The 26,494-nt window shown below is 26.5% G+C and carries 27 protein-coding genes; 26 read left to right on the plus strand and 1 reads right to left on the minus strand.

The annotated features are described in order from the left end of the window. Positions 1–13: 13 nt before the first annotated feature. The 5 genes from cas2 (at position 14) to AAHM77_RS00655 (ending at position 4,752) form a co-directional block, all read left to right on the plus strand. Complete coding sequence (gene cas2 / locus AAHM77_RS00635; RefSeq protein WP_342252205.1) at positions 14–322, plus strand: CRISPR-associated endonuclease Cas2; 309 nt, start codon at positions 14–16, stop codon at positions 320–322. Next, positions 323–1,399 (plus strand): OLD family protein, encoded by a 1,077-nt coding sequence (locus AAHM77_RS00640; protein WP_342252206.1) that lies wholly within the window; start codon positions 323–325, stop codon positions 1,397–1,399. A 20-nt stretch (positions 1,400–1,419) separates the two neighbouring features. Beyond that, positions 1,420–1,800 carry a hypothetical protein gene (locus tag AAHM77_RS00645; RefSeq protein ID WP_342252207.1) on the plus strand — a complete coding sequence of 127 codons (381 nt, stop codon included), beginning with the start codon at positions 1,420–1,422 and terminating at the stop codon, positions 1,798–1,800. A gap of 419 nt (positions 1,801–2,219) precedes the next feature. Then, positions 2,220–3,164: a DNA polymerase III subunit delta gene (gene holA, locus AAHM77_RS00650; protein ID WP_342252208.1), complete on the plus strand. Its 945-nt coding sequence runs from the start codon at positions 2,220–2,222 to the stop codon at positions 3,162–3,164. A 58-nt stretch (positions 3,165–3,222) separates the two neighbouring features. After that, entirely contained in the window at positions 3,223–4,752 is a 1,530-nt protein-coding gene (locus AAHM77_RS00655; RefSeq protein ID WP_342252209.1) for a hypothetical protein, read from the plus strand. 73 nt (positions 4,753–4,825) lie between these two features. Here AAHM77_RS00655 and rpsT read toward each other — a convergent pair whose 3' ends face one another. Further along, positions 4,826–5,071, minus strand: coding sequence for a 30S ribosomal protein S20 (rpsT, locus tag AAHM77_RS00660; protein ID WP_342252210.1), 246 nt, complete (start codon positions 5,069–5,071; stop codon positions 4,826–4,828). Positions 5,072–5,192: 121 nt separating this feature from the next. On the opposite strand from rpsT, the gene AAHM77_RS00665 reads away from it, so the two are divergent. The 21 genes from AAHM77_RS00665 (at position 5,193) to hemW (ending at position 26,469) form a co-directional block, all read left to right on the plus strand. After that, entirely contained in the window at positions 5,193–5,480 is a 288-nt protein-coding gene (locus AAHM77_RS00665; RefSeq protein ID WP_342252211.1) for a hypothetical protein, read from the plus strand. Positions 5,481–5,564: 84 nt separating this feature from the next. Next, the gene (locus AAHM77_RS00670; protein WP_342252212.1) at positions 5,565–7,286 is read left to right on the plus strand and encodes an APC family permease; all 1,722 of its coding nucleotides are present in this window, start codon (positions 5,565–5,567) and stop codon (positions 7,284–7,286) included. A 44-nt stretch (positions 7,287–7,330) separates the two neighbouring features. Beyond that, positions 7,331–7,927, plus strand: a complete 597-nt coding sequence (locus tag AAHM77_RS00675; protein WP_342252213.1) for a hypothetical protein — start codon at positions 7,331–7,333, stop codon at positions 7,925–7,927. Between the two features lie 22 nt (positions 7,928–7,949). Then, positions 7,950–9,893 (plus strand): DUF2779 domain-containing protein, encoded by a 1,944-nt coding sequence (locus AAHM77_RS00680; protein WP_342252214.1) that lies wholly within the window; start codon positions 7,950–7,952, stop codon positions 9,891–9,893. Between the two features lie 26 nt (positions 9,894–9,919). Then, positions 9,920–10,834, plus strand: a complete 915-nt coding sequence (fmt, locus tag AAHM77_RS00685) for a methionyl-tRNA formyltransferase (protein WP_425288817.1) — start codon at positions 9,920–9,922, stop codon at positions 10,832–10,834. Further along, on the plus strand, positions 10,835–11,410 hold the full coding sequence (locus tag AAHM77_RS00690) for an ECF transporter S component (protein ID WP_342252216.1): 576 nt from the start codon (positions 10,835–10,837) through the stop codon (positions 11,408–11,410). It begins immediately after the preceding gene. A 45-nt stretch (positions 11,411–11,455) separates the two neighbouring features. After that, on the plus strand, positions 11,456–13,255 hold the full coding sequence (gene lepA, locus AAHM77_RS00695; RefSeq protein ID WP_342252217.1) for a translation elongation factor 4: 1,800 nt from the start codon (positions 11,456–11,458) through the stop codon (positions 13,253–13,255). A 27-nt stretch (positions 13,256–13,282) separates the two neighbouring features. Next, positions 13,283–15,091 carry an MFS transporter gene (locus tag AAHM77_RS00700; RefSeq protein WP_342252218.1) on the plus strand — a complete coding sequence of 603 codons (1,809 nt, stop codon included), beginning with the start codon at positions 13,283–13,285 and terminating at the stop codon, positions 15,089–15,091. 92 nt (positions 15,092–15,183) lie between these two features. Beyond that, a complete protein-coding gene (rpsP, locus tag AAHM77_RS00705; RefSeq protein WP_342252219.1) occupies positions 15,184–15,726 on the plus strand; it encodes a 30S ribosomal protein S16 in 543 nt (180 codons plus the stop codon). After that, positions 15,726–15,974, plus strand: a complete 249-nt coding sequence (locus tag AAHM77_RS00710) for a hypothetical protein (RefSeq protein ID WP_342252220.1) — start codon at positions 15,726–15,728, stop codon at positions 15,972–15,974. Before rpsP ends, AAHM77_RS00710 begins: the two co-directional genes overlap by 1 nt. Positions 15,975–15,980: 6 nt before the next feature. Continuing rightward, a complete protein-coding gene (locus AAHM77_RS00715; RefSeq protein ID WP_342252221.1) occupies positions 15,981–16,478 on the plus strand; it encodes a ribosome maturation factor RimM in 498 nt (165 codons plus the stop codon). 1 nt (position 16,479) lies between these two features. Next, on the plus strand, positions 16,480–17,217 hold the full coding sequence (gene trmD / locus AAHM77_RS00720; RefSeq protein ID WP_342252222.1) for a tRNA (guanosine(37)-N1)-methyltransferase TrmD: 738 nt from the start codon (positions 16,480–16,482) through the stop codon (positions 17,215–17,217). Between the two features lie 2 nt (positions 17,218–17,219). Further along, entirely contained in the window at positions 17,220–17,576 is a 357-nt protein-coding gene (gene rplS / locus AAHM77_RS00725) for a 50S ribosomal protein L19 (RefSeq protein ID WP_425288815.1), read from the plus strand. A 73-nt stretch (positions 17,577–17,649) separates the two neighbouring features. After that, positions 17,650–18,519 carry a ribosome biogenesis GTPase YlqF gene (ylqF, locus tag AAHM77_RS00730; RefSeq protein WP_342252223.1) on the plus strand — a complete coding sequence of 290 codons (870 nt, stop codon included), beginning with the start codon at positions 17,650–17,652 and terminating at the stop codon, positions 18,517–18,519. A gap of 72 nt (positions 18,520–18,591) precedes the next feature. Continuing rightward, complete coding sequence (gene topA / locus AAHM77_RS00735; RefSeq protein ID WP_342252224.1) at positions 18,592–20,589, plus strand: type I DNA topoisomerase; 1,998 nt, start codon at positions 18,592–18,594, stop codon at positions 20,587–20,589. A gap of 53 nt (positions 20,590–20,642) precedes the next feature. Further along, a complete protein-coding gene (locus AAHM77_RS00740) occupies positions 20,643–21,128 on the plus strand; it encodes a hypothetical protein (RefSeq protein ID WP_342252225.1) in 486 nt (161 codons plus the stop codon). Continuing rightward, entirely contained in the window at positions 21,129–21,602 is a 474-nt protein-coding gene (locus AAHM77_RS00745; RefSeq protein WP_342252226.1) for a hypothetical protein, read from the plus strand. Positions 21,603–21,612: 10 nt separating this feature from the next. Continuing rightward, entirely contained in the window at positions 21,613–23,472 is a 1,860-nt protein-coding gene (locus AAHM77_RS00750; RefSeq protein ID WP_342252227.1) for an ABC transporter ATP-binding protein, read from the plus strand. A 58-nt stretch (positions 23,473–23,530) separates the two neighbouring features. After that, entirely contained in the window at positions 23,531–23,776 is a 246-nt protein-coding gene (locus AAHM77_RS00755) for a hypothetical protein (RefSeq protein WP_342252228.1), read from the plus strand. An 18-nt stretch (positions 23,777–23,794) separates the two neighbouring features. Continuing rightward, positions 23,795–25,363, plus strand: coding sequence for an MSC_0882 family membrane protein (locus AAHM77_RS00760; RefSeq protein ID WP_342252229.1), 1,569 nt, complete (start codon positions 23,795–23,797; stop codon positions 25,361–25,363). Beyond that, entirely contained in the window at positions 25,363–26,469 is a 1,107-nt protein-coding gene (gene hemW, locus AAHM77_RS00765) for a radical SAM family heme chaperone HemW (RefSeq protein WP_342252230.1), read from the plus strand. Before AAHM77_RS00760 ends, hemW begins: the two co-directional genes overlap by 1 nt. Positions 26,470–26,494: the final 25 nt, after the last annotated feature.

Here is a 26,494-nt window from a genome sequence, read left to right on the forward strand (position 1 = left end):
TAGGTTCCGATATATGCGATTAATTGTAATGTATGATTTACCAACCCAAACCAAAAGTGATTTACAAGCATATAGTAAATTTCATCGTCAGTTATTAAATAACGGTTATGTGATGATTCAGTATTCTGTTTATGCCAAATTATGTATGAACTATGATATAGTTGCGAAAAACATTAAAAAACTTGAATTACATAAACCTAGCAAAGGGAATGTAAGAATTTTAAGTGTCACCGAAAAGCAATATGAAGCTATGAAATTATTGACCGGAGAGAAAAATTGAGATGAAGAAAATGAAAAAATAGATTTTGTAATGGAGTTATAAATGCAATTAAAATTAGGGTTTAACCCCTTTAATGAACAATATATTAATATCTGAAATAATCTAGCAGTTTTAGTAGGTCATTCTAATGCTGGTAAATCAAATATTTTAGATCACCTAGAAAAAAGTTTCCAAGGTAAAGGTGCTAAAATTTATTTAAATGATAAACAAATTATATTTGGTGATTATAATGTGGTTTATTTAAAAGACGTCATTGGTTTAGATGAAGAAATTAAAATGACTAAAAGTTCAGATTTAAAACAATATTTACTATCATATATCAATGAAGCCATCGATAATAATGACCAATTCAATCGAATTAAAGATAACTTACAGCAGTTTCAATCAGACTTATCTAAAATTATTAATGAAGAATTATTTGCCGATATTTATGATTTAGAAGAAGAACGTTTGATAGCGAACGTTTTTGAAATTGATTTAGAAAAATATATTGAAAAGTTATTAACAATTTCTATTATGAAAAATGGTGATAAAATCGATTCTAAAAAATATAGTAAACATTATATTAAAGACATTTGATTTAAATTAATGTTTAAAACCAAAATTTTAAATAGTATTAAAAATACAGTGTTGCTAATCGATGAACCAGAACTTTATGGTGGACCATTAGAATGATTAAATATTTGCCGAAAAATTAAGGATTTAACTACTAATAAAATTATAGTCATTTTAACCACTAAAAATCCGATGTTTATAAAATATTTAAATTTATCGGTTAAATCTTTAAACTTTATAGATAATCAAAAAATTGTAAAAGTGACTGATAATTCCTTTATATATAATTATATTGTTTTAAAAACTTATTTAGATACCCAAAATAACGAATATGATTTGGTAGAATTAAAAAGTAAATTAAAGTTAGTTATTTCTAGTCAAGACATGGAAAAGGAAAGTAAAATTATTACCGAATATTTACCATACTTAATTGAAGAATTTTATTTAAAAAAACTTAATGTTATTAAAAAACAAGATTCCCAAAATGTTTTAAAAATATTATTATCACAATTATTAGACGTACCAATTAAAACAGATATCAAAAAAATTAAAGATATTCTTTAAAATAAGAAAGAATTTAAATTATGAGCTTCAACACATTTGATATCTTGGTTGGTGCGTATGCAACTAAACAAGTAATTGATAAAAATAAATTAATTCAAGAAATTATTGATATGATTAATATCGAACAAACTCGACTACTTGAAAACCCAGATCATTTTATTTTTATCATTGAATTTAAAAAGGGAAGCAAAGTAATTATTAATTATTATGATTATGAGCAAGTTAAAGATGTATCAAATAAAAAGCTAAAACCTATAGCATCAGTAGAGTATAAGGTCTTTTTAAAATCAAATGATTCTATTTTTGCTTTGTTTGAAATTTTATATAATTTAAAATTTAATACTTTTGATCATTATGATTTTGAAAAAGTAAAATTATTAAAAGAAAATTTTGAAAAATAATAAATTTTATTGGAAAAATAATAAATTTTTGTTATTATACATATGTAAAATCTTAGTTAGTAATCTACTAATAAATAACAGTCAACTAAACTAAATGTAGATATCTGAATTTATTAATGTAATGTACTAATAAATAACAGCCAACTAAGATAACGCTAAATATGCGGAAGGGTTAAGTCATCCCACCAAGCCGACTTATATATGTTCCTTAGGGAACATTTTTTATTTCAATAAAAAAATAAAATGAATTTAATTAAAATAATGTTAAAATAAAAAATATTTATAATAAGAAGGTAGGAATTAATATGAAATTAATTTTAATGATATTTAGCACATTATTACTTTTAGCAATAGTAATAGAATTAGGAATGGTTATAAGCAAATTAGGTTAACTTTACTTTGAAGGAAGTTTTATTGTAATGATTCATTTTATTGCCAGTCAAGATAATTTTTTATTAAATAAACATTTGTCAAAAATGATTAATAAAGAAACAGACTTAGAAGAATATATTTTTAATGCAGATCAATTTGATGCGGTGATTATTAACGCTTCAACAAAATCAATGTTTGGTGAGAAACGCAATATTTTAATTAAAGATTTTAATTTTTTAAATGAAAAAAATTACATTAAAGATTCACCATTAATTGGTTTGTTGACAAAATTATTAAATAATCAACAACTTGAAAATGAAATTATCTTCACTTCTAATCAATCAATTTCTAGTCGGTTAAAACTAACTAAATTATTTAAAGAGAATAGTAAATTTTATGAAATTGAAAATGTTAACAAAAATAAATTATTAGAGTATGTTAAAACAATTGTAAAAGAACAACAGTTAGAAATATCGTTAGAAGCTATTGAGTATATGTTGCTATATATACCTAATGATTTATTAACTATTGAAAATGAATTGCTAAAACTCAAGAGTTTTAATTCAGTTGTTGAACGCAACACCCTAGAGAATAATTTATTTAAAAAATTAGAAGGTAATATTTTTGATTTATTTAATTTTTTAATTAGTAATCGTCCAGAACAATTTATGAGTACATATTACACATTAAAGGAAAATAATGTTGATATACATTTTATGATCAGTGTGCTCGCTAAAAATGTTACGTTGATTAAACACATGAAAGTTTTACAACAAAATCATACTAGTTATTCAGAAATGCTAAATTGTGTTAAAATAAATCCTTATCAATTTAAAATGTTATTTTCACAATTAAATCAAGCAGAAGTAAAAACCATCAATCGTTGATTGGTGGTTTTATATGAAATTGATAAGCTTCTAAAAACTAGTAATAATGATATAATTAGTTCAGAAGTAAAAATTGTATTTCTATTATCTAAATTATTTTTTTAGTAGTATAATATAAGTTGTTATTAAATTAAATATAATTAAAAGAGGGACTAAAACATTAGTGGAAAACAGTAATCTAAAAGAACAAGGTTTATATAATAGTATTGCACATGCTTTGTATAATATTTTTATAGATGATTATTTAAAATCAATGATCATTTCCAATGATTCTTTTAAAAAACAAATTACTAAGCAATTAAATGTAATGTTAACTTTGGAAAAAGATTTTGATAGTGCATATCAAGATCAAAAAGTTACAGTTGATTTTGTAAGAGCATTATCAAATTTTACATCAGAACGTTTTGTGATTGAAAAAATTGAGAAGATAGATTTTGAAACAGCAGATGAAGAATTTATCATTTTTGTAAGTGATTTTTCAAAAGAAACAGATTATGATAAATCTAAAATAAAAAAAGAAAATGAGATTAATGTTGATAAAATGAAAACATCAGCAAAATCTTATTCAAAATTAGATGCATCAAAAATAATTGCTGAATATCGAAAAGATAATAATTTATCAGAACAACCCAAAACAGTGGTGGGTGAAGTTGTTGATGAAGATGATGTAGTTAAAGAAAAGAAAACTAAATCCAAAGTCGATGATTCGAACCAAGAACAAGCGCAGCAAAATAATGCTGGTAATGCTCGTGGTTTCAATTCTGATTTCTTTTCTAAAATGGGAGGAGCAGCCAGCGGAGCATTTGGTGGCATGATGCCCATTCACCCTAGAATGGATCCATCATTTTATCCTTATAAAACTAAACCAAAAGCAGTATTTTGATTAAAAAAAATTACAGCTATATTAGCATTATTAACGACCTTGATTATGATGGCTGCCATCTTGGTTGCTGTAATTAAACCAGCTGTCATTGATAATATGTGATATGCACAAGGTTCATCGCCAGGTAATTATAGAGGTAGTTTATTAGTACCTGTCTATGGTGAACAAGGTGATGCAGATGCCCGAACATTAATAGGTCAAACAGTAGCACCAAGCTCCATTAGATATGGTTTTGGTTTTAATGGTAGTTTTGCCTGGTTTGAATTAATCATAGTTTTATTATCAGGTGGTTATTTATCTTATAGTCTTTTAAGAGAACCAAATAAATTTAAAGAAAAATACGTAATGTCATTAACAGCATTAATTACTAATGGAATAATCATTTTTATTGTCATGACATCATTTTTTCAAATTTTATCTTTAGATGGTCAAACATTTGCAACTTCTTTTTATTCTGGCGACGACATCATAGATCAACAAGCTTATAATGATGCTATAACTAACACTTCTAGCTATATGGTAGACACTATTAAAGCATCTCCTGGTTATAATGTCTTTCTAGGATTTGCAATAGCATCAGTCTCTTTAGGTTCAGCATGTATTGTATCAATCATTATTTCTGCAATATTGAATCCAAGAATGGATAAAAGTAAATTGATGGTTGCTAATCGTGAATTTCAAAAAGCGACTGAATCAGCAATGAAAGGTGTTAAATATAATTTCCCTGATTCATTATTTGATGCAGAAGCCAAAAAATGAAATGAACAAAAACAACAACCTAAAACTCCAGATCCAGATAGTCAATCATAAAAATAATTAAAAAATCCTCAATTTAAAATTGAGGATTTTTTAATTATGAAACTTAAAGGTTTATAATACGAGTTTATTTTTTATTTAATTTAGATTTTAGGTTCGCAACTTTATTACGGTGAAATACACCTTTTGAACAAGCTACATCTAACTGACGAGATGCTTTTTGGATCAATTCAAGAGCGTTTTCAGTTTTTTTAGTTTTAGCTTCCATTGCTTGACGATATAAATTTCTAGTTTTAGTTTTTACTGCTTTGTTATTAATTCTTTGCTTTTCATTTGTCTTAATTCTTTTAATTTTTGATTTTATGTTTGCCAATGTTTTGCCTCATTTCGTAAATTAAATTTTAATAGTATAGAATATTTATAATATATTAACATAAAAATATAAATATGTTAATATTGTTACATAATATTATCTTATATTAACAGGGTTTTTTATGAGTTACTATCAATCAAATCATTTTATTTTTACCAAGCACGCTTTACACAGAATTAAAGAACGTGTGACATTTGAGTGAGATAATGAAATTGAATTAAAACGTAAAATTGTAGAAATGGCAAAGTACTCTAGTTCAATTATTCCATCCAATAAACCAGGGATAGTATTCATTGAATTATTTGGCGCTGTTAAAAATAATCATTTCTATTTAGTACATGATGTCAAAAGCAATACTATCATCACCGGGACAGTTATGACTATATCAAAATTATTATCGCAATATTAAATAAATAAATTCAAAAACTATTGACTTAAATTTTAAATTTAATTATATTTTATATTATATTTTAAAGAAAGGTTATTTATAGTAATGAAAATAAAAAGTTCGAAATTTGGAACCAAAAAATCAAGTGACTCAAAACTTTCATTGACTAATTTAATCTGATTTGGTTTTAACTATACTGTTGGTATAGCCTTTACTGCCGCCTTTTCTCAACTGATGCTTTCTTCAGTTGTAGATCCGACTACAGGTGAGGTCACGGGTGATGGTTTAGGGTTAAACTTAATTTGGATTTTTTTAATCGGCGGAATTATAGCTGGGTCATGTGCATGAGCTTATAACAAACTAAGTAGGGTTCACGCTCAATCTAATGGAGCGTCTTATATTTACACTAGAACTAATTATGGTAGATTTTGAGGATGAATGATTTCATTTTTACAATACTCAACATTACCAGTGATTGTAACATCACAAATTGTATCAATGATTAGAATTAACTTTCTAGATCCGGGTAGTGTATTCTATGCTGACTGAGGTAGTTTTACTTATCTATATTTAGATTTAATTGGAATTGCTGTGTATGGATTATCATCATGTGCATTATTTTTTGGTATTAAAAAATTAAAAAAATTTATTAATTACTCAAGTTATATTAAATGAGGTACTGCCGCTTTATTAATGCTTGCTGTAATTGTATTAAATTTTAAGTATGGTGGTGAAAATTATTCTGAGGCCGCTTCAAATACTAGTATCACCATGAAGTCTTTCTCAGATGGATTTAGTACGTGTTTCTTCTTCTTCTTAGGATTCGAAACATATTCAACGGTAAGTAAAAATGTAGAAAATCCAGAGAAAAATGTTGGACGTTCAGCTATTTGAGTTATTGCTATTTCAACTATTTTCTATTTAATTACAACTATTTTATTTATCGGAGCAATCGGAGCTGAATTTTCAGATAACCCAAACATGCAAATTTTCGATAAATTTAATTCAGGATGAATTGATGTTGCTGGTGGAATTTTAATGATCATCAGTGTGCTATCTTTAAAAATGAATGCCGGAATGCAAAATGCTTTCTATTCAGGTGGAATCTTAGAACCTCAAGCTGTAGAAGGATACATTCCAGAAAAATATAAAGAATTAAACGAAGATAACTTAGCTATTAGAGCATCTATATTAAACTTAATATTGACCTTTTGCTTTTTATTTATTTGATTAATTATTCCAGATATTATTTCTGGAGCCACTGGTCAAGAAACCTTTGGATATAACGATATTATTGGAACAGTAACATTAATTTTGTTAATGGTATATTCATTTGTAATCTCAATTGCACTGAAATTAACTTTTGAAAATAAAATTGATTCAGCTTGGTGAGAAATAGCACTGTGAATTATTACAGGAATTTTCATTGTTTGACAAGTTGTACAATGATTTGTAGTTGTTTTTGAAAATATTTCTTCAGTAACTTCAATTATGCAACTATCATATATAACATTGATCATTGGTTTTGCAGTGATTTGATATTTCGCATATTACAACCCTAAATATAAAAAACGTTTAAAAGAAAATCCAAAATATCAAAAAGAATTAGATGATAAATTTATGATTGTTGATGATTGAAATCACGTTTCAGTACATATGCAACATATTTTAGATAAATATCTAAAACGTAGTCATAATATTCACGCTGATACAAATAACGAAAATTATAAGTTTGCTGAATCAGTACATAAAGATATGAAATTAAATTATGACAAAAATAAAGATCAAGAACCTAACAAAAAAGAACTTAAAGAAGAAGAAAAATAATATATAATTTATATTATTAAATAGTTTTAATTTAAAGGTAAATCATGACAAGTATAATTCTTATTATAATCATTATTGGAATAGTTGCTTTCGCAATTATTTCGACAATTATGTCCAAAAAAAACCAAAAGTTGGAGAAAAACAAACGTAAACAACAGGTTAAGGAAGAAATTAAAAAGTATTTGAAAGAAAAAGAAAATACTAAAAATGTTCGTGTTGATTTTGCAAAAGTTGTGGCACGAAAAGGTAAAGAATTAAAGTATCGTGATGTCTTTGATGTTGTAGTAGAAGTGTTTGATTCCAAGGCGAATAAATTACTCGAGGTTAAAGCTTTAGAAATTGAGGGTTATAGTCATAAAATTTCTAAAAAGGAATACCGTACTGATTGAAAAGTAAATGGAGAATTAGATTTAGAGAAAACTAAATACCAAATTGCTTTAAGTCAAGGTAAGATTAAATTAACCAAAGAAGAATTAAAAATTGAAAAAGAAAAAAACAACGAAAAAAATAAGCAATTAAAAATTGAAGATGCGAAAAAGAACTTAGAAGAAAAAGAAGCGAAAAAAAATAAAAAAATTGCCATGAAAAATATGGAAGCTTCTGAAGTTAAAATTGAAAATAAGTTTGTACCTCGCAGATAATTAACCATAGAGGTAATAACATATGAAAAATATTACTAAGGATGATTATAAACGTTTTAAAGATTGTGGAAAAAAGTTTTTAATTTTACAAAATGATCAAAATTATGATTTGACAAAAAAATTAATGGAATCTGAAAAAATTTCATTACATTTTAATTTAATTGAAAAATCATCTTCATCAAAAATCGATGAAGATGATTTTTTTAATGAAAATGTAAATGAGTTAAATTACCAAGAGATCATTAAGTATGATGATGATCAATTTATTGATGATAAACCTTTAACTAAAACTAGCGAATTAGAAGATTATCCTGGCGAGCAAATTGTTGATGGTTTATTGATTGGTGAAACTGCAAAAGAATATTTTCGTCAAAATCATGAGTGTTATGATTTTGCTAAATATTCTAAGAATATGGCATTAAAGAAAACAAAAGAATTATTATTTAATTCAAAATATAATGTTTTTTTTGAACCAGCTTTTATTTTTAATAATTATATTACTCGTTGCGATATTTTAATGCGTGACCCACACAATGCAAATGCATTTATTATTATCGAGGTTAAAGCTTCAACTTGTTTTGAAAAAAAACCTTCAAAGGTAAGTACTTTTAACGAAAAGTTAGAAGATAGTTTTGATAATTGAAAACTAAAATCTTTAAAAAAATATCAGCATGACTTAGAATATCAATATTTTGTTTTAATTAACAATAATCTTAAAATCTCTAATATTCAACTGATGTTAATCAGATCTGATTTTGTAAAAAATGGCGATGTGTGTTTAGATGATTTTTTCTATATCACTGATCATTATTTTCATCGAAATAAAAAAATTGTGTTTTTAGAACAATCAATAAATCATTTACTAGATATTGAAAGTGATTTATTAAGGATGGAAAATTTAATTAGTAAGAACGCTGAACCAACAGCATTTTTACTGAGCATGCAAAACAGGGATTGTTTAAATTGCTTAAATCCAGATTTATGTAAACACATTACCCCTTATGTAAAACCATATAATGTTTTTGAATTACACCGTGGTTTAGATAAGAAAACTAAATTATTTTGGGTGTTAGATTATCAATATTTAAGTGAACTGAGCCCTGATTTAACTTGAGAAAAAACAAATGCCAAGGGTAAAGTATCTACTGAAAACTTCAACGATAAACAAAAGCGACAAATTAATGTGACCAATAACGATGATGGTATTATCGAATCTGCAAAAATTAATCAAATCAAACAAATATTAGTGAACTATAAATACCCAATATATATGTATGATTTTGAAACCTTCAAATCTTCAATCCCGGTTTATGATTTTTCTACACCTTATCAACAAATACCGTTTCAATATTCCGTACACATTTTAAATAATTCTGAGTATGATTATCAAATTTTAAAAGCAATTGACCATCATTATTTTATCGGTGATGGAATTGAAGATTGTCGAATTAAATTAGCAGAAAAATTAGTCCAAGACTTAACAGTAAATGGCAAAGGAGTTTGTGTTGCGTATTATGCTTCATTTGAAAAAGGTGTAATTTTAAAATTGTATAAATTTTTTGAAGAATTAATCAAAAATGATTTATACAATAAGCAAAAGGGAAAAGAAATTCAAGCAAACTTAAAATATATATGGGAAAATACAATAGATTTATTAGATTTCTTCAATCAATTTTATATTTATAAAAAAGAATTTCACGGTTCTGTATCGATTAAAAAAACGTTACCCGCTTTTGCTCCAGAATTTACATATGAAAATCTAAAAATTAGAAAAGGTGATATGGCCTCTGAAACCTATCGCCGATTAGTAGAAAAAAATATTTCCCAAAAAATTTGAAAAGATTATTTTGAAGAACCAATGATCGCTTATTGCAACCAAGATACTTTGGCAATGGTGGTGCTTTTCAAAAAAATAGAAGAATTAATACAAAAAGAAATTCCGCCCGATGAAAATAAGGAGGTTTAAAGGTGAAAAAATATAAAACTGTTTTTATGGGAACACCCAGTATTGCATGTCATATTTTACAAGCTTTGAATGAATTACCGTTCATTGAATTGGTTTTAGTTGTCAGTCAACCAGTAAGAAATAAGAAAAAAAATAGTCCTCCAGTCGAGAAATTAGCGACAACACTAAAGTTAAATATTGAACAACCTGATAAAGTGATTGAAATATATGATGTGATAGCAGAACTAAAACCTGATGTAATTATTACGTGTGCTTATGGTCAATTTTTACCTAAAAAAATTATTAATTTAGCAAAAAATAATATTTTAAATTTTCATGCATCATTATTGCCAAAATATCGTGGTGGAGCTCCGATTCATAAAGCGATCATAAATGGTGAAACCAAAACAGGCATTTCTATTATGCAAACAGTTGCAAAAATGGATGCAGGAGATGTTTATGTTCAAGATTCAATCATTATCACAGATGATGATACTAATTTGTCATTGAATGATAAACTAGGTAACTTAGGTTATGATATGTGTCAAAAATATTTACAAGATATTTTAGAACATAAGATCCAACCAGTGCCACAAGATATTAAAATGGTGACTTATGCATATAATATAGTTCGTGAAGAAGAAAAAATCGACTGAAATAAATCTGTAATTGAGATACACAATTTAATTAGAGGTTTGTATGACAACCCGATTGCTTATACTAAAATTAATGATCAGATAATTTATAAAATTCATCAAGCAAGAGTGTATAGTCATGAAGTACTTTCAGAAATTAAAAATGGTACTATTTACAAGATTATTAAAGAAGGAATTCTGGTGAAATGCGTCGATGGGTTATTGTTAATCATAGCATCACAAAGAGAAGGAAAGAAAAAAGTTCTGTGCAGCAATTATTTTAAAAACGAAAATAATGAAATTAAAATTAATAACTGTTTTAACTAGATGTACCGATTTAAATCATCTAACTATATATCTGTCACAGCTTTATTAATTGCCCTTATTTTTGTTGTTGGTTACTTATCTCATTTTATTAGCATATCAAGTCAAGAAGGCATTTTTCAGATTTCGGATGCCTTGTTACTATCTTTAGCGTGTTTAATTGAAGGTCCAATGATGTTGGTAGTAGGACCTATTTCTGGATTGCTGATTGATGTTTCAAGTGATGCTGTTCAATATTTACCAGCAACCATTATTATTCATTTTTTAATGCCCTTATTGATAATTATGTTAAAAAAAATAATTAATTGGCCTTATTTATTAATTTTTTTCAGTTCTTTTTTAACGTTAGTTTATTCTCTTTATGATTTAATTTTATTTCCGATTTTAGGTTTTAGTGAAGCGGAAATAAAACCTTTAATTATTTCTGATTTAATTATCAATTCTATTCAGATGGTAATCACATTTGCTCTAGGTGCTTTTTTGTATTGGCAATTAAATTTAATTAATAATAGGTCTGGTCATAGAATATGAAATGATACTAAATATGATTATTTAAAAATAAAATCCAAAATTAATTAATTTTTATATATAATTTAAATAATTTATAAAAAAGGAATCTAAATTTTGCAAAAATCTCACATTAGAAATTTTTCAATCATCGCCCATATCGATCATGGTAAAAGTACTTTAGCTGATCGGATTTTAGAGTTAACGGAGTCTGTAACTCAACGTGAATCAAAAGAGCAAATGTTAGACACAATGGATTTGGAGCGCGAACGTGGTATTACGATCAAGTTAAATGCTGTTCAAATTAAATATCATGCTAAAAATGGTGAGGAATATTTATTTAACTTAATTGATACACCCGGGCATGTTGATTTTGCTTACGAAGTTTCTAGAAGTTTAGCTGCTTGCGAAGGGGCTATATTGGTTGTTGACGCTTCTCAAGGGATTGAAGCTCAAACACTTTCCAATGTTTTTTTGGCAATGGATAATAATATAGTTATTATCCCGGTTATTAATAAAATTGATTTACCAACAGCTGAACCAAATTTGGTGATAGAAAATATCAAAAACCAAATTGGTTTGGATGTCGAAGGTGTACCGCTAATTTCTGCTAAAACCGGGTTAAATGTGCAAGATGTTTTAGAACAAGTAGTAGCAAAAATTCCAGCTCCAAATGCCAATGATGATTTGCCGTTAAGGGCCTTAATTTTTGATTCTTATTTTGACCGTTACCGCGGGGTGATGTTGTTTATCAGAGTTGTTGATGGTTCTATTAAAGTTGGCGATCATATTAAATTCATTTCTAATAATATTGAACATGAAATTATTGAGTTAGGAATTAAGAGTCCTTTTGAAATTAAAAAAGAAATTCTGTACTCAGGTGAAGTTGGTTGGATCAGTGGTTCAATTAAAAATATTCAGGACGTAAACATTGGTGATACAATCACACATCGTCAAAATCAAAATGTTCCATTATTGCCAGGTTATAAAAAAATGAATCCAATGGTTTATTGTGGATTATATCCAATTGATTCTAGTAATTACAAAAATTTAAAAACAGCATTATTAAAGATTCAACTTTCCGACTCTTCATTAGTTTTTGAATTAGAAAGTTCACAAGCTTTAGGAAATGGTTTTCGGTGTGGTTTTTTAGGGATGCTTCACATGGAAGTGATTCAAGAGAGACTGGAACGTGAATATAATTTAGAAATTATCGCTACTGTACCTAGTGTTATTTATAAAGTGTATTTAACAAACGGTAAAAATTTAGATATCGAAAACCCTGCATTATTACCTGAAATTCAAAAAGTCGCGCACATTGAAGAACCTTTTGTGCACATCACAATAACTACTCCCGAAGAATATGTAGGTCCTTTAATGGAATTATGTCATCAAAAACGTGGTGTTTATTTAACGATGGATCAAATGGATAAAATGCGAGTGATTTTAGAATATGAATTACCTTTATCGGAAATAATTTTTAATTTTTTTGATAAATTAAAGTCAATTTCAAAAGGTTATGCTACTTTTGATTATGAATACAGTAATTATAAAACTTCTAAGTTAGTAAAAATGGATATTATGCTAAATGGCGAGATTGTCGATGCTTTATCTGTTATTATATTTAAAGAGTTTGCACAAAGTCGAGGTCGAATTTTGTGTAATAATTTAAAAAATATTATTCCTCGCCAAAATTTTGAAATACCTATTCAAGCAGCAATAAATAAAAAAATCATTGCTCGCGAAACAATCAAAGCATTGCGTAAAAATGTTATTTCTAAATGTTATGGTGGGGACATATCTCGGAAAAAGAAATTACTTCAGAAACAAAAAGAAGGTAAAAAAAGAATGAAGGCAATTGGTTCTGTTGAAGTTCCACAAAAAGCTTTTCTTTCGATATTAAAATTAGACGACTAAGTTAGAAGCAAAAGGTTATTATTATTTATGAATAGCAATTGAGATTTATTTATTATACTACCATTAATGATCATACTACCATTAGGAATTTTTAGTTTTTTTTATTACCAAAAATTAAAAATAAATTATTATGTTACTAACAAGAAGATTGTATTATCGTTAATTTCTAGTTTTTTATTTTTTACAATCTGTGCGTTATTAGTATCGAGACCATCTCCAAATTTAAATGATAATACAGAGATTGTGGAATATTTTTTGTTTGCAACACCTCTGGTATACGCATTAATTTTTTCATACCCCTTAAATGTTTTGAGTAAAAAAATTAAAAGTAGAAAGCTAATTATTTGAACTGCCTTTATAAGTGCAATTTTAGGTGCGGCATTTAATTTTTTTGATTCTCCGGATAATTATAATTTTCCTATTTTAATTTTAACTTCAATTTGTTTTGGTTACACCCTAGCAGCTATTCCTATGTTTTTTTTATCACACAATGAACATCCTTATTTAAAAGTAGAACCTTTTAAAGCATTAGAAGTAACAGCTCCAATAGTGGCAATTGGTTTAATTACCGGTTTTTGATTATCATCTTTATTCAATGATTTTATAACAATTAATAATGCGCATTTAACTAATGTTGTGATTTCAGTGTTTATTATTTCTTTAAGCATTCCAGGTTTAATTTTTAGTTTATATTTTGTTGAGAAAAAAATGGTGATTAATACTTGAAGTGATAATGTGATCCCAAGTATCTTAAGACCAACTAAACCAAAAAATGTCATGAATTTATTATTGATAAGCAGTTTAATTATTTTGGTGATTTCAATCACTCAATCCTACACTTCAGAACAGTTGATCAATTATTCCGATCAAATTAAGCGTTTTAATTACATTATGTTTTTAGTCGGTTTACTTATTGCCGCTTTTTCTACTAGTTTAATTTTAAAGTTTAAGATTAGTTTGAAACATTTAATTAATTTTGGATTAATAATTTTATCACTTTATTTTGTTATAATATCCTTTTCAACTAACCCTTGATTATTATCGGTTTTTTCTGCATTTAAAGGTTTTGCATCAGGTTTATTAATTCTACTATTTATAGTATTTGCCATGAATTGAGAGTACCGTACAAAAAAAATAACCATAATGGGATTTATAATGTCATGTTGATTTTTCGTTAATATTTTATCTAATTTATTTACTCATTTTTTATTTAATAATTTAGGTACAGATTTATTTGCTAACGGTGTTTCTACTTTATTTTATTCAGTTTCAGCATCATTATTTTTATTATTGATTATTTTGAATTTCTTTACATCATCATTTTTCTTAGGCGAATATTTTGATCTATTTCTGTATCTTCAAACAACTAAGTATAAATTACGTCAAGTTAATGCTGAAGAATTAAATATTTCAATGACTAATGTCGGTGATAGTGTTCTAAGTGAAGGGATTAATTTTTTAAATTATCGTGCTTATCGTAAAAAAAATAAAAAACATAAAAAAGCTACAGGTCAAAATATAAAAAAATCTAATGTTCAACATTTAATTAAAAAACAAAAATCAGCAATTAAAAAATCTGTTAACAATCAGGAGAAAACAGCGAAATTAAGTAAAAAAGCATTGATGGAAAAATCAGTGCAAAATACTAAAGATCAAAAAAAACAAAAAGAAACCACAAGTAAAAAAAATATAGATAAACCAAAAACTACTAAACCAAAAACTACTAAACCAAAAACTACTAAACCAAAAACTACTAAACCAAAAACTACTAAACCAAAAACTACTAAACCAAAAACTACTAAACCAAAAACTACTAAACCAAAAAAAGATAATTAAATTTTTAATTAATAAAAAATTGACAAAAAACCTTATTTTTTGTTATATTTATATAAGTATATAGTTTTTTAATGGAAGGACACTTTTAAGTAGTGGTTAAGATTCGTTTAAAAAAAATGGGGAAAAAGAAAAGCCCATTTTATAGAGTAGTAGTAATTGATTCAAAAGAAAAAAGAAACGGGAGATATATAGAATTAGTAGGTACATATAATCCTCTTTCTGGAGATGTAAAATTAGATAAAGAAATTGCTTTAAAATGATTAAAAGTAGGTGCCCAACCATCTGAAACTGTTTATAATCTTTTCCAAAGTGCTAAAATTACAGTTGATTTTCACGAGTATAAGACTCTTCAAAAAATAGAAAAAAATAAAAAAAATAAAAAAACAAAAGTAAAAACTGCAAAACCTGCACCAACTGCAAAACCTGCACCAACTGCAAAACCTGCACCAACTGCAAAACCTGCACCAACTGCAAAACCTGCACCAACTGCAAAACCTGCACCAACTGCAGAACCTGCACCAACTGCAAAACCTGCACCAACTGCAAAACCTGCACCAACTGCAAAACCTGCACCAACTGCAAAACCTGCACCAACTGCAAAACCTGCACCAACTGCAAAACCAGTTAAAAAATAATGGCAAATGATTTAATAAAAGAAATGATTTTAAATGAAGAAATAAAATTATTTTTTCCTGAAAATGTTCAGGTAGAGTTCAGAATATTGCCGACTAGCGATAAAGAACAAGTTAAATTTTTAATAATGTCAAATTCTCAACAAATTGAATTTATTAATTCATCAAAAGTTATAAAAAAATCAATTATTTGGATTTTGCAACAGAATTTTTTAGATAAAAAAATTAATTTAACATTGGAAGTGTTTTAATTTTATATGGATAAACTTATTAGTATTGGTACTGTTAAAGGTACGCATGGCTTAAAGGGGATATTAAAATTTAATGTTAGTTTAGTTTTTAATTTAGAATCAATCATTAATCAGATTGGTTTTTTTAAAGTAGATGAACATTTTTTTGATGTCAAAATTTTAGATTTAAAACTTAATAAAAAGTGTTACTTATTGGTGTTAGATGTTCCATATAACCATATCGATCAAGTTGAAAAATTTGTTAATCAAAAATTGTACATTAATAAGTCTATAATTAATGTTGATTATAATTTAGAAGATAATAATTATATAGATTATGAAGTAATTTTAAACGATAAAATAATTGGTTCTATATGTGAAATTATCGACACAAAGTCATCTTCAGTAATTAGAATTCAATTAACAAATAATAAACAAGTTTTGTTGCCAGTAGTTAAAGAATATGTAAAAGAGATTGATAATAGCAACAAACAATTTATCATTAATCGATTAACGGGGGGTTAAAATGAACATTAAAATTTTAACTTTGTTCCCACAAATGTTTAATGATTTTCAAAACACATCGATCATTGCAAAAGCTCTTAAAAATCAAAAATTGAATTTAGAATTAATTGATATCAGAGATTTCGCTGATAATAAATTTAAACAAGTAGACGATTATCCAGCAGGTGGTGGGCAAGGTATGGTCCTAAAAGTAGATGTGATTTATAAAGCGATACAGAGTGTAAAAACAGATGATGCATTAGTTGTTTTGTTGTCCCCTAAAGGTAAGGTATGAGACCAACGAAAAGCTTATACTTGATCTAAAAAATATAAAACTATTATTCTAATTTGCGGCCACTATGAAGGTTTTGATGCTAGAATTAGTAATTACTGTGATCTTGAAGTGTCGATTGGCGATTATATATTAACTGGCGGAGAACTAGCTAGTATGGTTATTATAGATTCTGTTGCGAGATTATTGCCAGGAGTTATTAAAACAGAATCACATTTAAATGAATCTTTTAATAATGATTTATTAGACTATGATGTTTATACTAAACCAGTGGTTTTTGATAATAAAATTATCCCAGAAGTTTTATTATCAGGGCATCATAAAAATATTGATGATTGAAGAGAAAAATCTCGAATCTATAATACTTATTCTAAAAGAAAAGATTTATTAAAAAAAGCACAATTAAATTTGCAACAAAAAAACTTTTTGAATATAATAAAAAAAGATTGTAAAGAAGAGGAAAATTAGTTATGGATATGAATTTAATTAATAAAGTCACAGCACAACAATTAAAACCTAATATACCAACAATTTCTTCAGGTGATACCATAAAAGTCCACTTTCAGATTAAAGAAGGTAATAAATCACGTATTCAAGTTTTTGAGGGTGTTATTATTAAAACACAAGGTAGTGGAATATCTTCTTCTGTTTTGGTGAGAAAAACAACAGGTGATGTTTCAACGGAAAGAATATTCCCGGTTCATTCTCCATTGGTTAAAGATATCGAAGTTGTTAAGTATGGAAAAGTTAGAAGAGCGCGTATTTACTATATGAGAGAAAGACGCGGTAAAGCTGCTAGAATTAAAGAATTAATTGTTAAAAAATAATTATTAGTTTAAAAGCAAAGAATTTAGTTCTTTGCTTTTATTTTTATTCAATAAAAGCAATGAGGTACATAATATGATAAATTGATTTCCAGGTCATATGGCAAAAGCGAAAAATCAATTAGAAAAAAATTTAAAAATGATTGATTTAGTTATTGAAATTTTAGATGCCAGAATCCCTGAAACATCATCAAATCCCTTTTTAATTAAGATGTTAAATGGCAAACCAGTTTTAAAAGTTTTTAATAAATCTGATTTAGTAAATAATAATAATTTCAAAAAATGAGAAACATATTTTAAAGAAAATAATATTAATTATTTAAAATTAAACGCAAAGCAATCATCGGTAAAAAATCAGTTAATCAATAAAATTAAAGAAGTATTGAAAGATAAAATTGAAAAAGATTTAAAACGAAACATTAAAAATCCGCAATTCCATGTCTGTGTAATTGGTATTCCCAATGTTGGTAAATCAACTTTTATTAATAATATTTTAAATAAAAGTTCTGCAAAAACTGGCAATAAACCAGGTTTAACCAAAGGACAACAATGAATCAAAATAAATGAATTTTTTTATTTATTAGACACCCCTGGGATCTTATATCCAAAAATTAATGACGAAGCAGCAGTTGTAAAGCTAATTATTTGTAATAACATCAAAGTAGATATTATCCCTAAACCAGAATATGTTTATAAAATAATAGGTTGATTATATGAAAACAACTTTAATTTTTTAATCTTTAAGTACAATTTGCAAGAAAGTGAAATAGCAAAATTAAAATTAAACAACGATGATATCGAAGAATTTTATGTTCATTTGACACTTTTAATTTTAGAAAAAAAATATAAAAATTTAGAATTAATAACTGCATATCAAAAAATAATTTATGACATGCAAAATGATAGTAATCATATTTTAAATTTTGAATTACCAATTTCTAATTAATATTTGATTTTCAAATAAATTTGATATATCATTTTTTCAGTTTATAACTAGTTATTAAGTGAGGTAATATTAATGTCAAAACACTTAGTGATCCTAGAATCACCAACCAAGACAAAAGCAGTTAAAAATTATTTAGGTCAGGATTTCACTGTAGTTTCTTCCAAAGGGCACATTAGAAATTTATCTTTAGGTGGTAAACAACGCCTTGGCATTAATATGGATAATTTTGATCCCATCTATAAAATTGAAAAAGATAAAGTTGAATTAGTTGAAGAACTAAAAGATTTAGCTAAAAAATCTGATATTGTTTATGTTGCAACCGACCCGGATCGCGAAGGTGAAGCGATAGCTCATCATTTAGTAGAAGTGTTAAAAGTTCAAGAACGCTATAAAAGAATTCGTTTTAATGAAATAACAAAAACAGCCGTTCAAAAGGCTTTTGAAAATCCAGATATAATTGACGATAACCTGGTAAAGGCCCAAGAAACTAGAAGAATTTTAGATCGTATTATCGGTTTTCGTTTGTCAAAATTATTGCGAGATAAAATTCGTTCAAAATCAGCGGGCCGTGTACAATCAGTTGCTCTAAAATTTATTGTGGAACGTGAAAAGGAATGTCAAAAATTTGTCCCTCAAGAATATTGAACTATTGAAGGTCTGTATAAAAAAACAATAATTAAGTTAACTAAATTTAACTCTGAACCAGTTGAAATAAAAAATGTTGAAGAGTTAAAAGAAATTGGCAAAAAATTAAAAAATAAATTCTTAGTTGTAGATATTGAAGAAAAAGAAAGAATTCGTAACCCATTTAAACCATTCACCACTTCTACAATGTTACAACAATCATCTACACAACTTGGTTTTATTGCAAATAAAACATCAATTGTTGCTCAACAATTATATGAAGGAATTAAATTAGGTGCTGAAATTAAAGGGTTTATTTCATATCCTAGAACCGATTCAGTTCGATTGTCCGATGATTTTAAAGAACAAACTAAAAAATTTATTATTAATAATTATGGTGAAGAATTCTTAGGTGATTTATCATTAAAAAATAAAGCTAATGGTTCAAAATCAAAAGCACCTAATGTGCAAGATGCCCATGAAGCGATTAGACCAACTGATATTACGATGACACCAGATAAAGCTAAAAAATATTTAAAATCTGACCAATTGAAATTATACAAAATGATTTACAACCGCACTTTAGGTTCATTGATGGTATGTGCTAAATTTTTAGCAACTACAATTTATTTAGATAATAATAAATATGAGTTTAGAATGAACGGGAATAAAATCATTTTTGAAGGATTTTTAAAAGTTTTAGATAATGATGAAAAAATAAACGTACTACCGAATTTAAAAAAAGGACAATTAATAGAAGCTGATAAATTAGAAGGGGTGCAACATTTTACTAAATCTGCACCACGTTTTTCTGAAGCTAAATTGATTAAAAAATTGGAAGAATCAGGAGTGGGTCGTCCATCAACTTATGCTCCAACAATTAAAATTTTAAAAGAGCGTGGATATGTTTTATTGAAAAATAAAGCCTTGTACGCTTCAGAAAAAGGAATTCTAACTAGTGACACTTTACAAGATTGATTTAAAGATATTGTAAATGAAATGTACACATCGTTAATTGAAAACGAACTAGATGAAATATCACATGGTTTAATCGAACACAAACCACTGATTATAAAATTTTGAAAAGAATTTGAACCGCGAATTGAATATGCTTTTGAAAATATGCCTAAATTACCTGTTGAAAAAGCAGGGATTAAATGTCCTGAATGCGGTGAAGATTTAGTTTATCGTTTTGGGAAGTTTGGTAAATTCATTGGTTGTGGGTCATTCCCCAAATGTTACTATACACACTACCAAGGTCCTGATTTAGGAAAATGTCCTGAATGTAAAGAGGGGATTGTGGTGATCAAAATTAATAAAAAAAATCAGAAGTTTTTAGCCTGCTCAAACTTTAAGAAAACTAAATGTGAATATAAGGATAATTATAAAGAATCAAAAGAAGAAGAAACAGAAGAAAAAGAAAATAGAATTAATTTATTAAAGTAATTATAAAGTGTTATAATTATTAAAGAAAATTTAGATAGGATTTTATTATAATTATGATGAATTGATACTTATATTTTATTATAGACGATAACAATGGAGAATATAAATTGCGCAGCATTTGTAAAACTCCTGAAACAGCAGTAGAAGAATTAAAGGATAATGTTTTAGAGAACAAAAAAACTGATGAGTCGATTACTTCTACTTCCACATGCTTGGTTTTTAAGTTTGATTCGGGAATGGATAATTATGTTTTTGATAAATCAGAAACTTCTGACTTTATTAAAAAAGTACCACTTTGTTCACAATGTAATTATGTTAAAACTTATTTAAATGATGAAGATATTTGTAATGCTTGTACTGATGAATTAAAAGGTAATGAATTATTTAAATGTAATTTATGTAGTAAAAAATGATCAACTCATGACCGCTTTGACCGTGAGTTGTTTGGCACTTTTAGGGTTAAAAATAAAGATTATAAAATTTGTGGCAAATGTGCATTTGATTCATTTAAACCATTAGCTACAAAAGAGGCGAATTAAATGGATGTAAATAAATATAAAAAATTATTTGTAATTTTATATACAGAAGATAAAAAAGATAGTAACAAAATTAAAATTTCTAAAGTTTTTACAAATTTAGAAGATGCCAAAAAATTTTTATTGAGTAAACAAACTAAAAATAATAAAAAAATACCTAGAGATGATTCTTGGAAATTATTAGTTTATGAAATTTTAGGAACTAGTGATAAATTCGAATTTTCAAAACCTGAAACAGCAAAAGCTAAATCTTCTATTGGTGTTTGTGCACATTGTCATTTATATTTTGAACGTGTTAATAATTCAAATTTTTGTGACAAGTGCTTAGAAGAAGTTAAAAATGGCAAAAAAGAATGTGATGTATGTCGTCAATTTTTTTCAAAGGATGCAAGTTGCTTCCAATCCAACGGAGTTGTATTCCCGTCCTTAGCATGTAAAAATTGTACAAAGATATTAATAGAAAAAATGGAAATATAAGGAGCGATAAATGGAACAAACAGAAACAATTAAAGAACCCCTGAATGATAAAAAGAATCTAAAATCTAAAAAAAATTCTGAAAACTTTTTTAATTTTTTATGATATTATTATAAAAAATTTTATTTATCAGCTATTTTCTTGGTAGCTGTAACAATAGTGACTTGTGGTATTACAGTTGCACTACCTAAAATAACAAATATTATGATGAATGATTTCATGGCAGATATGGCATCGAATAGTACCCCATATATGGACTGAACTATTTTTATTTATTGAGTAATAGGCTTTTGTTCAATGTTTTTAGTCCAGGGAATTTTTACATTTTTTCAATGATTAATTGGTGGAAAATTAGCGCGTAAAATTGAAATTGATATTCGATTAAAAGTATTAAATAAATTATTAGATTTAGATATGGCTTATTATTACAATAAACAAATGGGTGATATTTTAACTAAATTAATTTCTGATACTCAAATCATCGGTGAACAATCTTTCCAGGTACCAATCACATTTCTTAGATCATTTTTAACTTTTTTTGGTTCAGTGGTGATAATGTATACATTGACTAGCAATACTGCAATATTCCCTGATTCACAATCTACTCAAGTTATGTTATCAACAATTATTTTAGGAATTGCTCTTGCAGTATTGTTTCTTTCATTATTTTTATTTGCTATTTTAAGAAAAAAAATAATGAAACAAAGAGAAGATGTTACAAAAGCTAATGCGGCAGTTAATGATAGAGTTAATGCAATTAAATTAATCAAAACTACCGGAACAAAAAGTGAAGAAAAAGAAAAATTCATTGATTCTCACAAGGAATATTATAAATCTTCTGTAGCGGCAGTTAAGTTCCAATCTTGATTTATGGCTTTAATTTTAACTGTGTTCACTTCATTGAATTCAATTTCTTTATTGTTCGCCATAATGTATGCAAATGAAGGGAAATTAGACCCAACAATTATGATTTCATTATCTATGAGCATTAACGCTTTAGTGATGCCTATAGTTCAAGCAGTAAGAGTGTTTAGTAACTTAGCAACAGCTTCTACTTCAGCTGAAAGAATTAATGACATTGTTGACACTGATTTTACTATCCATTGAAATGAAACAGCAAAAGAATTAGACAATTTAGATGTTGACATTATTTTTAAAGATGTTGATTTTAAATACATTGAAACAGATCCGTTAATTTTAGAAAAATTTAATTTTACTTTTAAAAAAGGTAAAAGCTACGCAATTGTTGGTGAAACAGGTGCTGGTAAATCTACTATTTCGCAGTTATTATTACGAACTTATGACCCAGTAGGTGGCAAAATTCTTATTGGTAAAAATGAATTAAATAAAATTAATTTAAAATCTTATTTACATAAAGTTGGTTATGTAGAACAAGAACCACAAATTTTATTTGGTGATTTCTATATTAATATTGCATATGGTCGTCCTAATGCGACAAAAACTCAAATAATAGATGCATGTAAAAAAGCAAATTTATACGATTTTGTAATGGGATTGCCAAATAAATTTGATACTGTTCTAGGTGAAAGAGGCTTCATTCTTTCAGGCGGTCAAAAACAAAGAATTATTATTGCTCGAATGTTTTTAAAAAATCCAGAATTATTAATTCTAGATGAAGCAACTTCTGCACTAGATAATATTGTAGAAAAAGAAATCCAAGGTAATTTAAATGAATTAATGACCGGAAGAACCTCAATTGTCATAGCTCACCGTTTATCAACAATTAAAAATGTTGATGAAATTTTAGTCATCGGTAAAAACAAAGGGTTAATTCAAACAGGAACTTTTGAAGAGCTGAGAAAAAAAGAAGGGCACTTTAAAAAATTATACGAAGCAGGTTTAATGACTTAATTATAACTTTACGCTTTAAAATATGTTATAATATTTTTGAAATAAGAAGGTGAAAAAAATGGATGAAATAACTATTTTAGATGTTTCGTTTAAAACAATTTATTTAATTTGATTTATTTTTTTTATCGCAACATTCTTTGGTCTAATTTATTTTTTGTCTACTTTCTTTTCTTTAAGAACAAAAAAGAATGTTAATAATAAAAAAGAATTAGAAAAATTGAAAACAAGTATTTATTTAGAAACTGAAATTGATTACATTGAAGATGAATTAAGTGCAGTTTTAAGTTTTTTGAAAAAAAGGTAATAAGAGGAAGGTTATAAAATGGGTTTAAAAAATATAGTTACAAATTTTTTTGATGGTGATGAAAAAAAAGATGCAGATAAAAAAAGTGCTGATAGTCTTCAAAAAGTTCAAAATCCATTATATTGAAATGAAAATCAATCAAATTTAAATGATAATTTAATTAGACCAGATTTGGAATATCGTAGTAAGCAAATCAATAATGTTAACAATATGTACAATGACCCTTACACTGTTAATAATAGTGGAATAAAAAATAATTATAATCATTACGAAAAATCAAATGTTAATAATTCTTATTATAATCATGATTTTGATACTATTGAAAAATTAAAAAATAATCAAATTCAAACCCATGATCCACATCGTAATTTTGATTTACATAACAATATAATTCAACCAACTAATAAATTAAAAGATAATTCGAACAAAGAAAACTTGAAACATCAATACAAAGTGGTGAGAGAACCGAAAGAAAATACCTTTGAATATAGCCCTACTATTGAAAAAACTTTAGAACATAACATTTATATTAGAGATGATGGAGATGTTATAAAAAAGAAAACAACTAAAAATAAACAAACATCCTTAAATACCAATCATTCAGCCGGCAGTTATTTTCAAAAAAAAAACTTTTCTAAAGAATTAATTAATACTGACCGTAAAATTGGACAAATAAATAGTGATGTAGAAATTGATAATCTAGATAATTTTAATAAACCAAAATCATCTAACTATGGTTTCATTGAAAAAACAAAAGATAAGGAAATAAACAAACAAAATAGAAAAGAAATATTTGATAATTATGTTCCGAAGTTTATTGTAAAAGAAATTGTCTTAGAAAAATGAAAATCTTTTATTACTGCTTTTTTGACTGGTATAGGTTTAATTATTTCTCTAGCTTTTATTAGTTTTTTTTATTATGGAAAAAATCATAATATGAATGAAATATTTGGTATGAATGTAAATAGTTTGCCAAAACCATTTTGAACAATTATTTTATCAATTGGTTGTTTTGTGGTTTTTATGTTTTCTTTGTTCAATTTTAAAAGAGCTGTGGTTGAAGCTGAGAAAACAGGTAAGGCCTATGCAAATAACGAACAAATACTTCCCACCTTTATTACTGACAATTATAAAAAAAGTATTACCAACAAAATTGTTGTAAATTGAATTGCTGGTGTAGTTTACGTTGTGGGCTTAATTGTTTTAGGATTTTTAATATTTCTAAATGTTCACTCAGGGGAAAGTGTAACTTTCATTTTTTGATCAACCCAACCTATTGGTGATTTATCTATAGACATTACGATTAATGTTATTTTATTGTCATTAATGTTTGCATATCACATTCTAACAATTGTACTATCTAGAAAAAAAGAAATTAATATAAAAAGTCATTTTGGTTACGATATTATTGATTTTGAAACTAAAACCAAAATTAAAAAAGCGACTAATAAAAAATGTCTGATTTGGTTTTTAATAATTGTCACTGTATTATTTATTTTTGTGATTATCCCAGTTCTTATTTTTAAAAAACGTAAAAATGGCCATTGGGTGTGACCGTGACAAACACAGAGTGTTGTTAATCGCTAATGGAAAATTCGAAACCAGCTTTTTTTAAATATTTGTACATCCATATACCTTTTTGTGAAAAAATTTGTTTTTTTTGTGATTTTTTTAAATTTAAAAAAAATATTAAAACAATGGAATTAGAGTATACAGAAAGTTTATTGTCACAAATTAAGAAAAACGGACCTTTTTGGGATTTGCGAACAATATACATTGGAGGTGGAACTCCTAGTTGTTTGGATTATGATTGTTGAATTAAAATATTTAAAGCCTTAAAACCTTTTACGAATAATATTGAAGAATTCACTATTGAAGTGAACCCAGAATCAGTTAGTGAAAAATTATTGAAATTATTTGTAAAAAATAAGGTCAATAGAATATCGATGGGTTGTCAGACTTTTAATGATGAATTGCTTCAACAATCAAATCGTAAACATAATAAAAAAGACATTTTAGAAAAATATTGCTTAATCCAAAAAATGGGAATTCAAAATATTTCCATTGATTTAATTTACAATTTATTTAATCAGACCAAAGAAGATGTTATAGCGGATTTAAAAATGGTCAAAAAATTAAAACCTAGCCATTTATCGTGATATTCTTTAATACTCAAAAGTGGAACAGTTTGGGGTCGAAAATATTTAGAATTGCCAGATAATGATTATGAATTTGATAATATTATTAATGAAGAGTTATCAAGATTAGGTTATGAACGTTACGAAGTTTCCAATTATGCATCAAAAGGAAATTATCGTTCAATCCATAATTTAAGCTATTGGCGCAATGAATCATATGATGCTATCGGCCCGTCAGCTGCTGGTTTTTCTAATTTAAATTTTAATCGATCTTATTTGATTCATAACGATAAGAATTATAAAAACTGAAATTATGAAATTGAGTACCTTTCAAAAGAAGATTATTATTTCAAAATTTTAATGATGGGTTTAAGACTTGTAGATGGCATAAATATAAATGATATAAAAGATGCTGACTTAGCAATTGAATATTTTTGAATTAAAATCGAAAAACAAATCAATAATAATCTACTAATTTATCATAATGATGTTTTAAAATGTTCTTCTGAAGGATTTAATTTTTTAGATAGTGTCCTGTTAGATATCCTTAATTAATTATTTGACTTTTTTATTATTAATG

It is taken from the genome of Spiroplasma endosymbiont of Amphibalanus improvisus (genome assembly GCF_964030645.1).
Classification (GTDB): domain Bacteria; phylum Bacillota_I; class Bacilli_A; order Mycoplasmatales; family Mycoplasmataceae; genus CAXIPX01.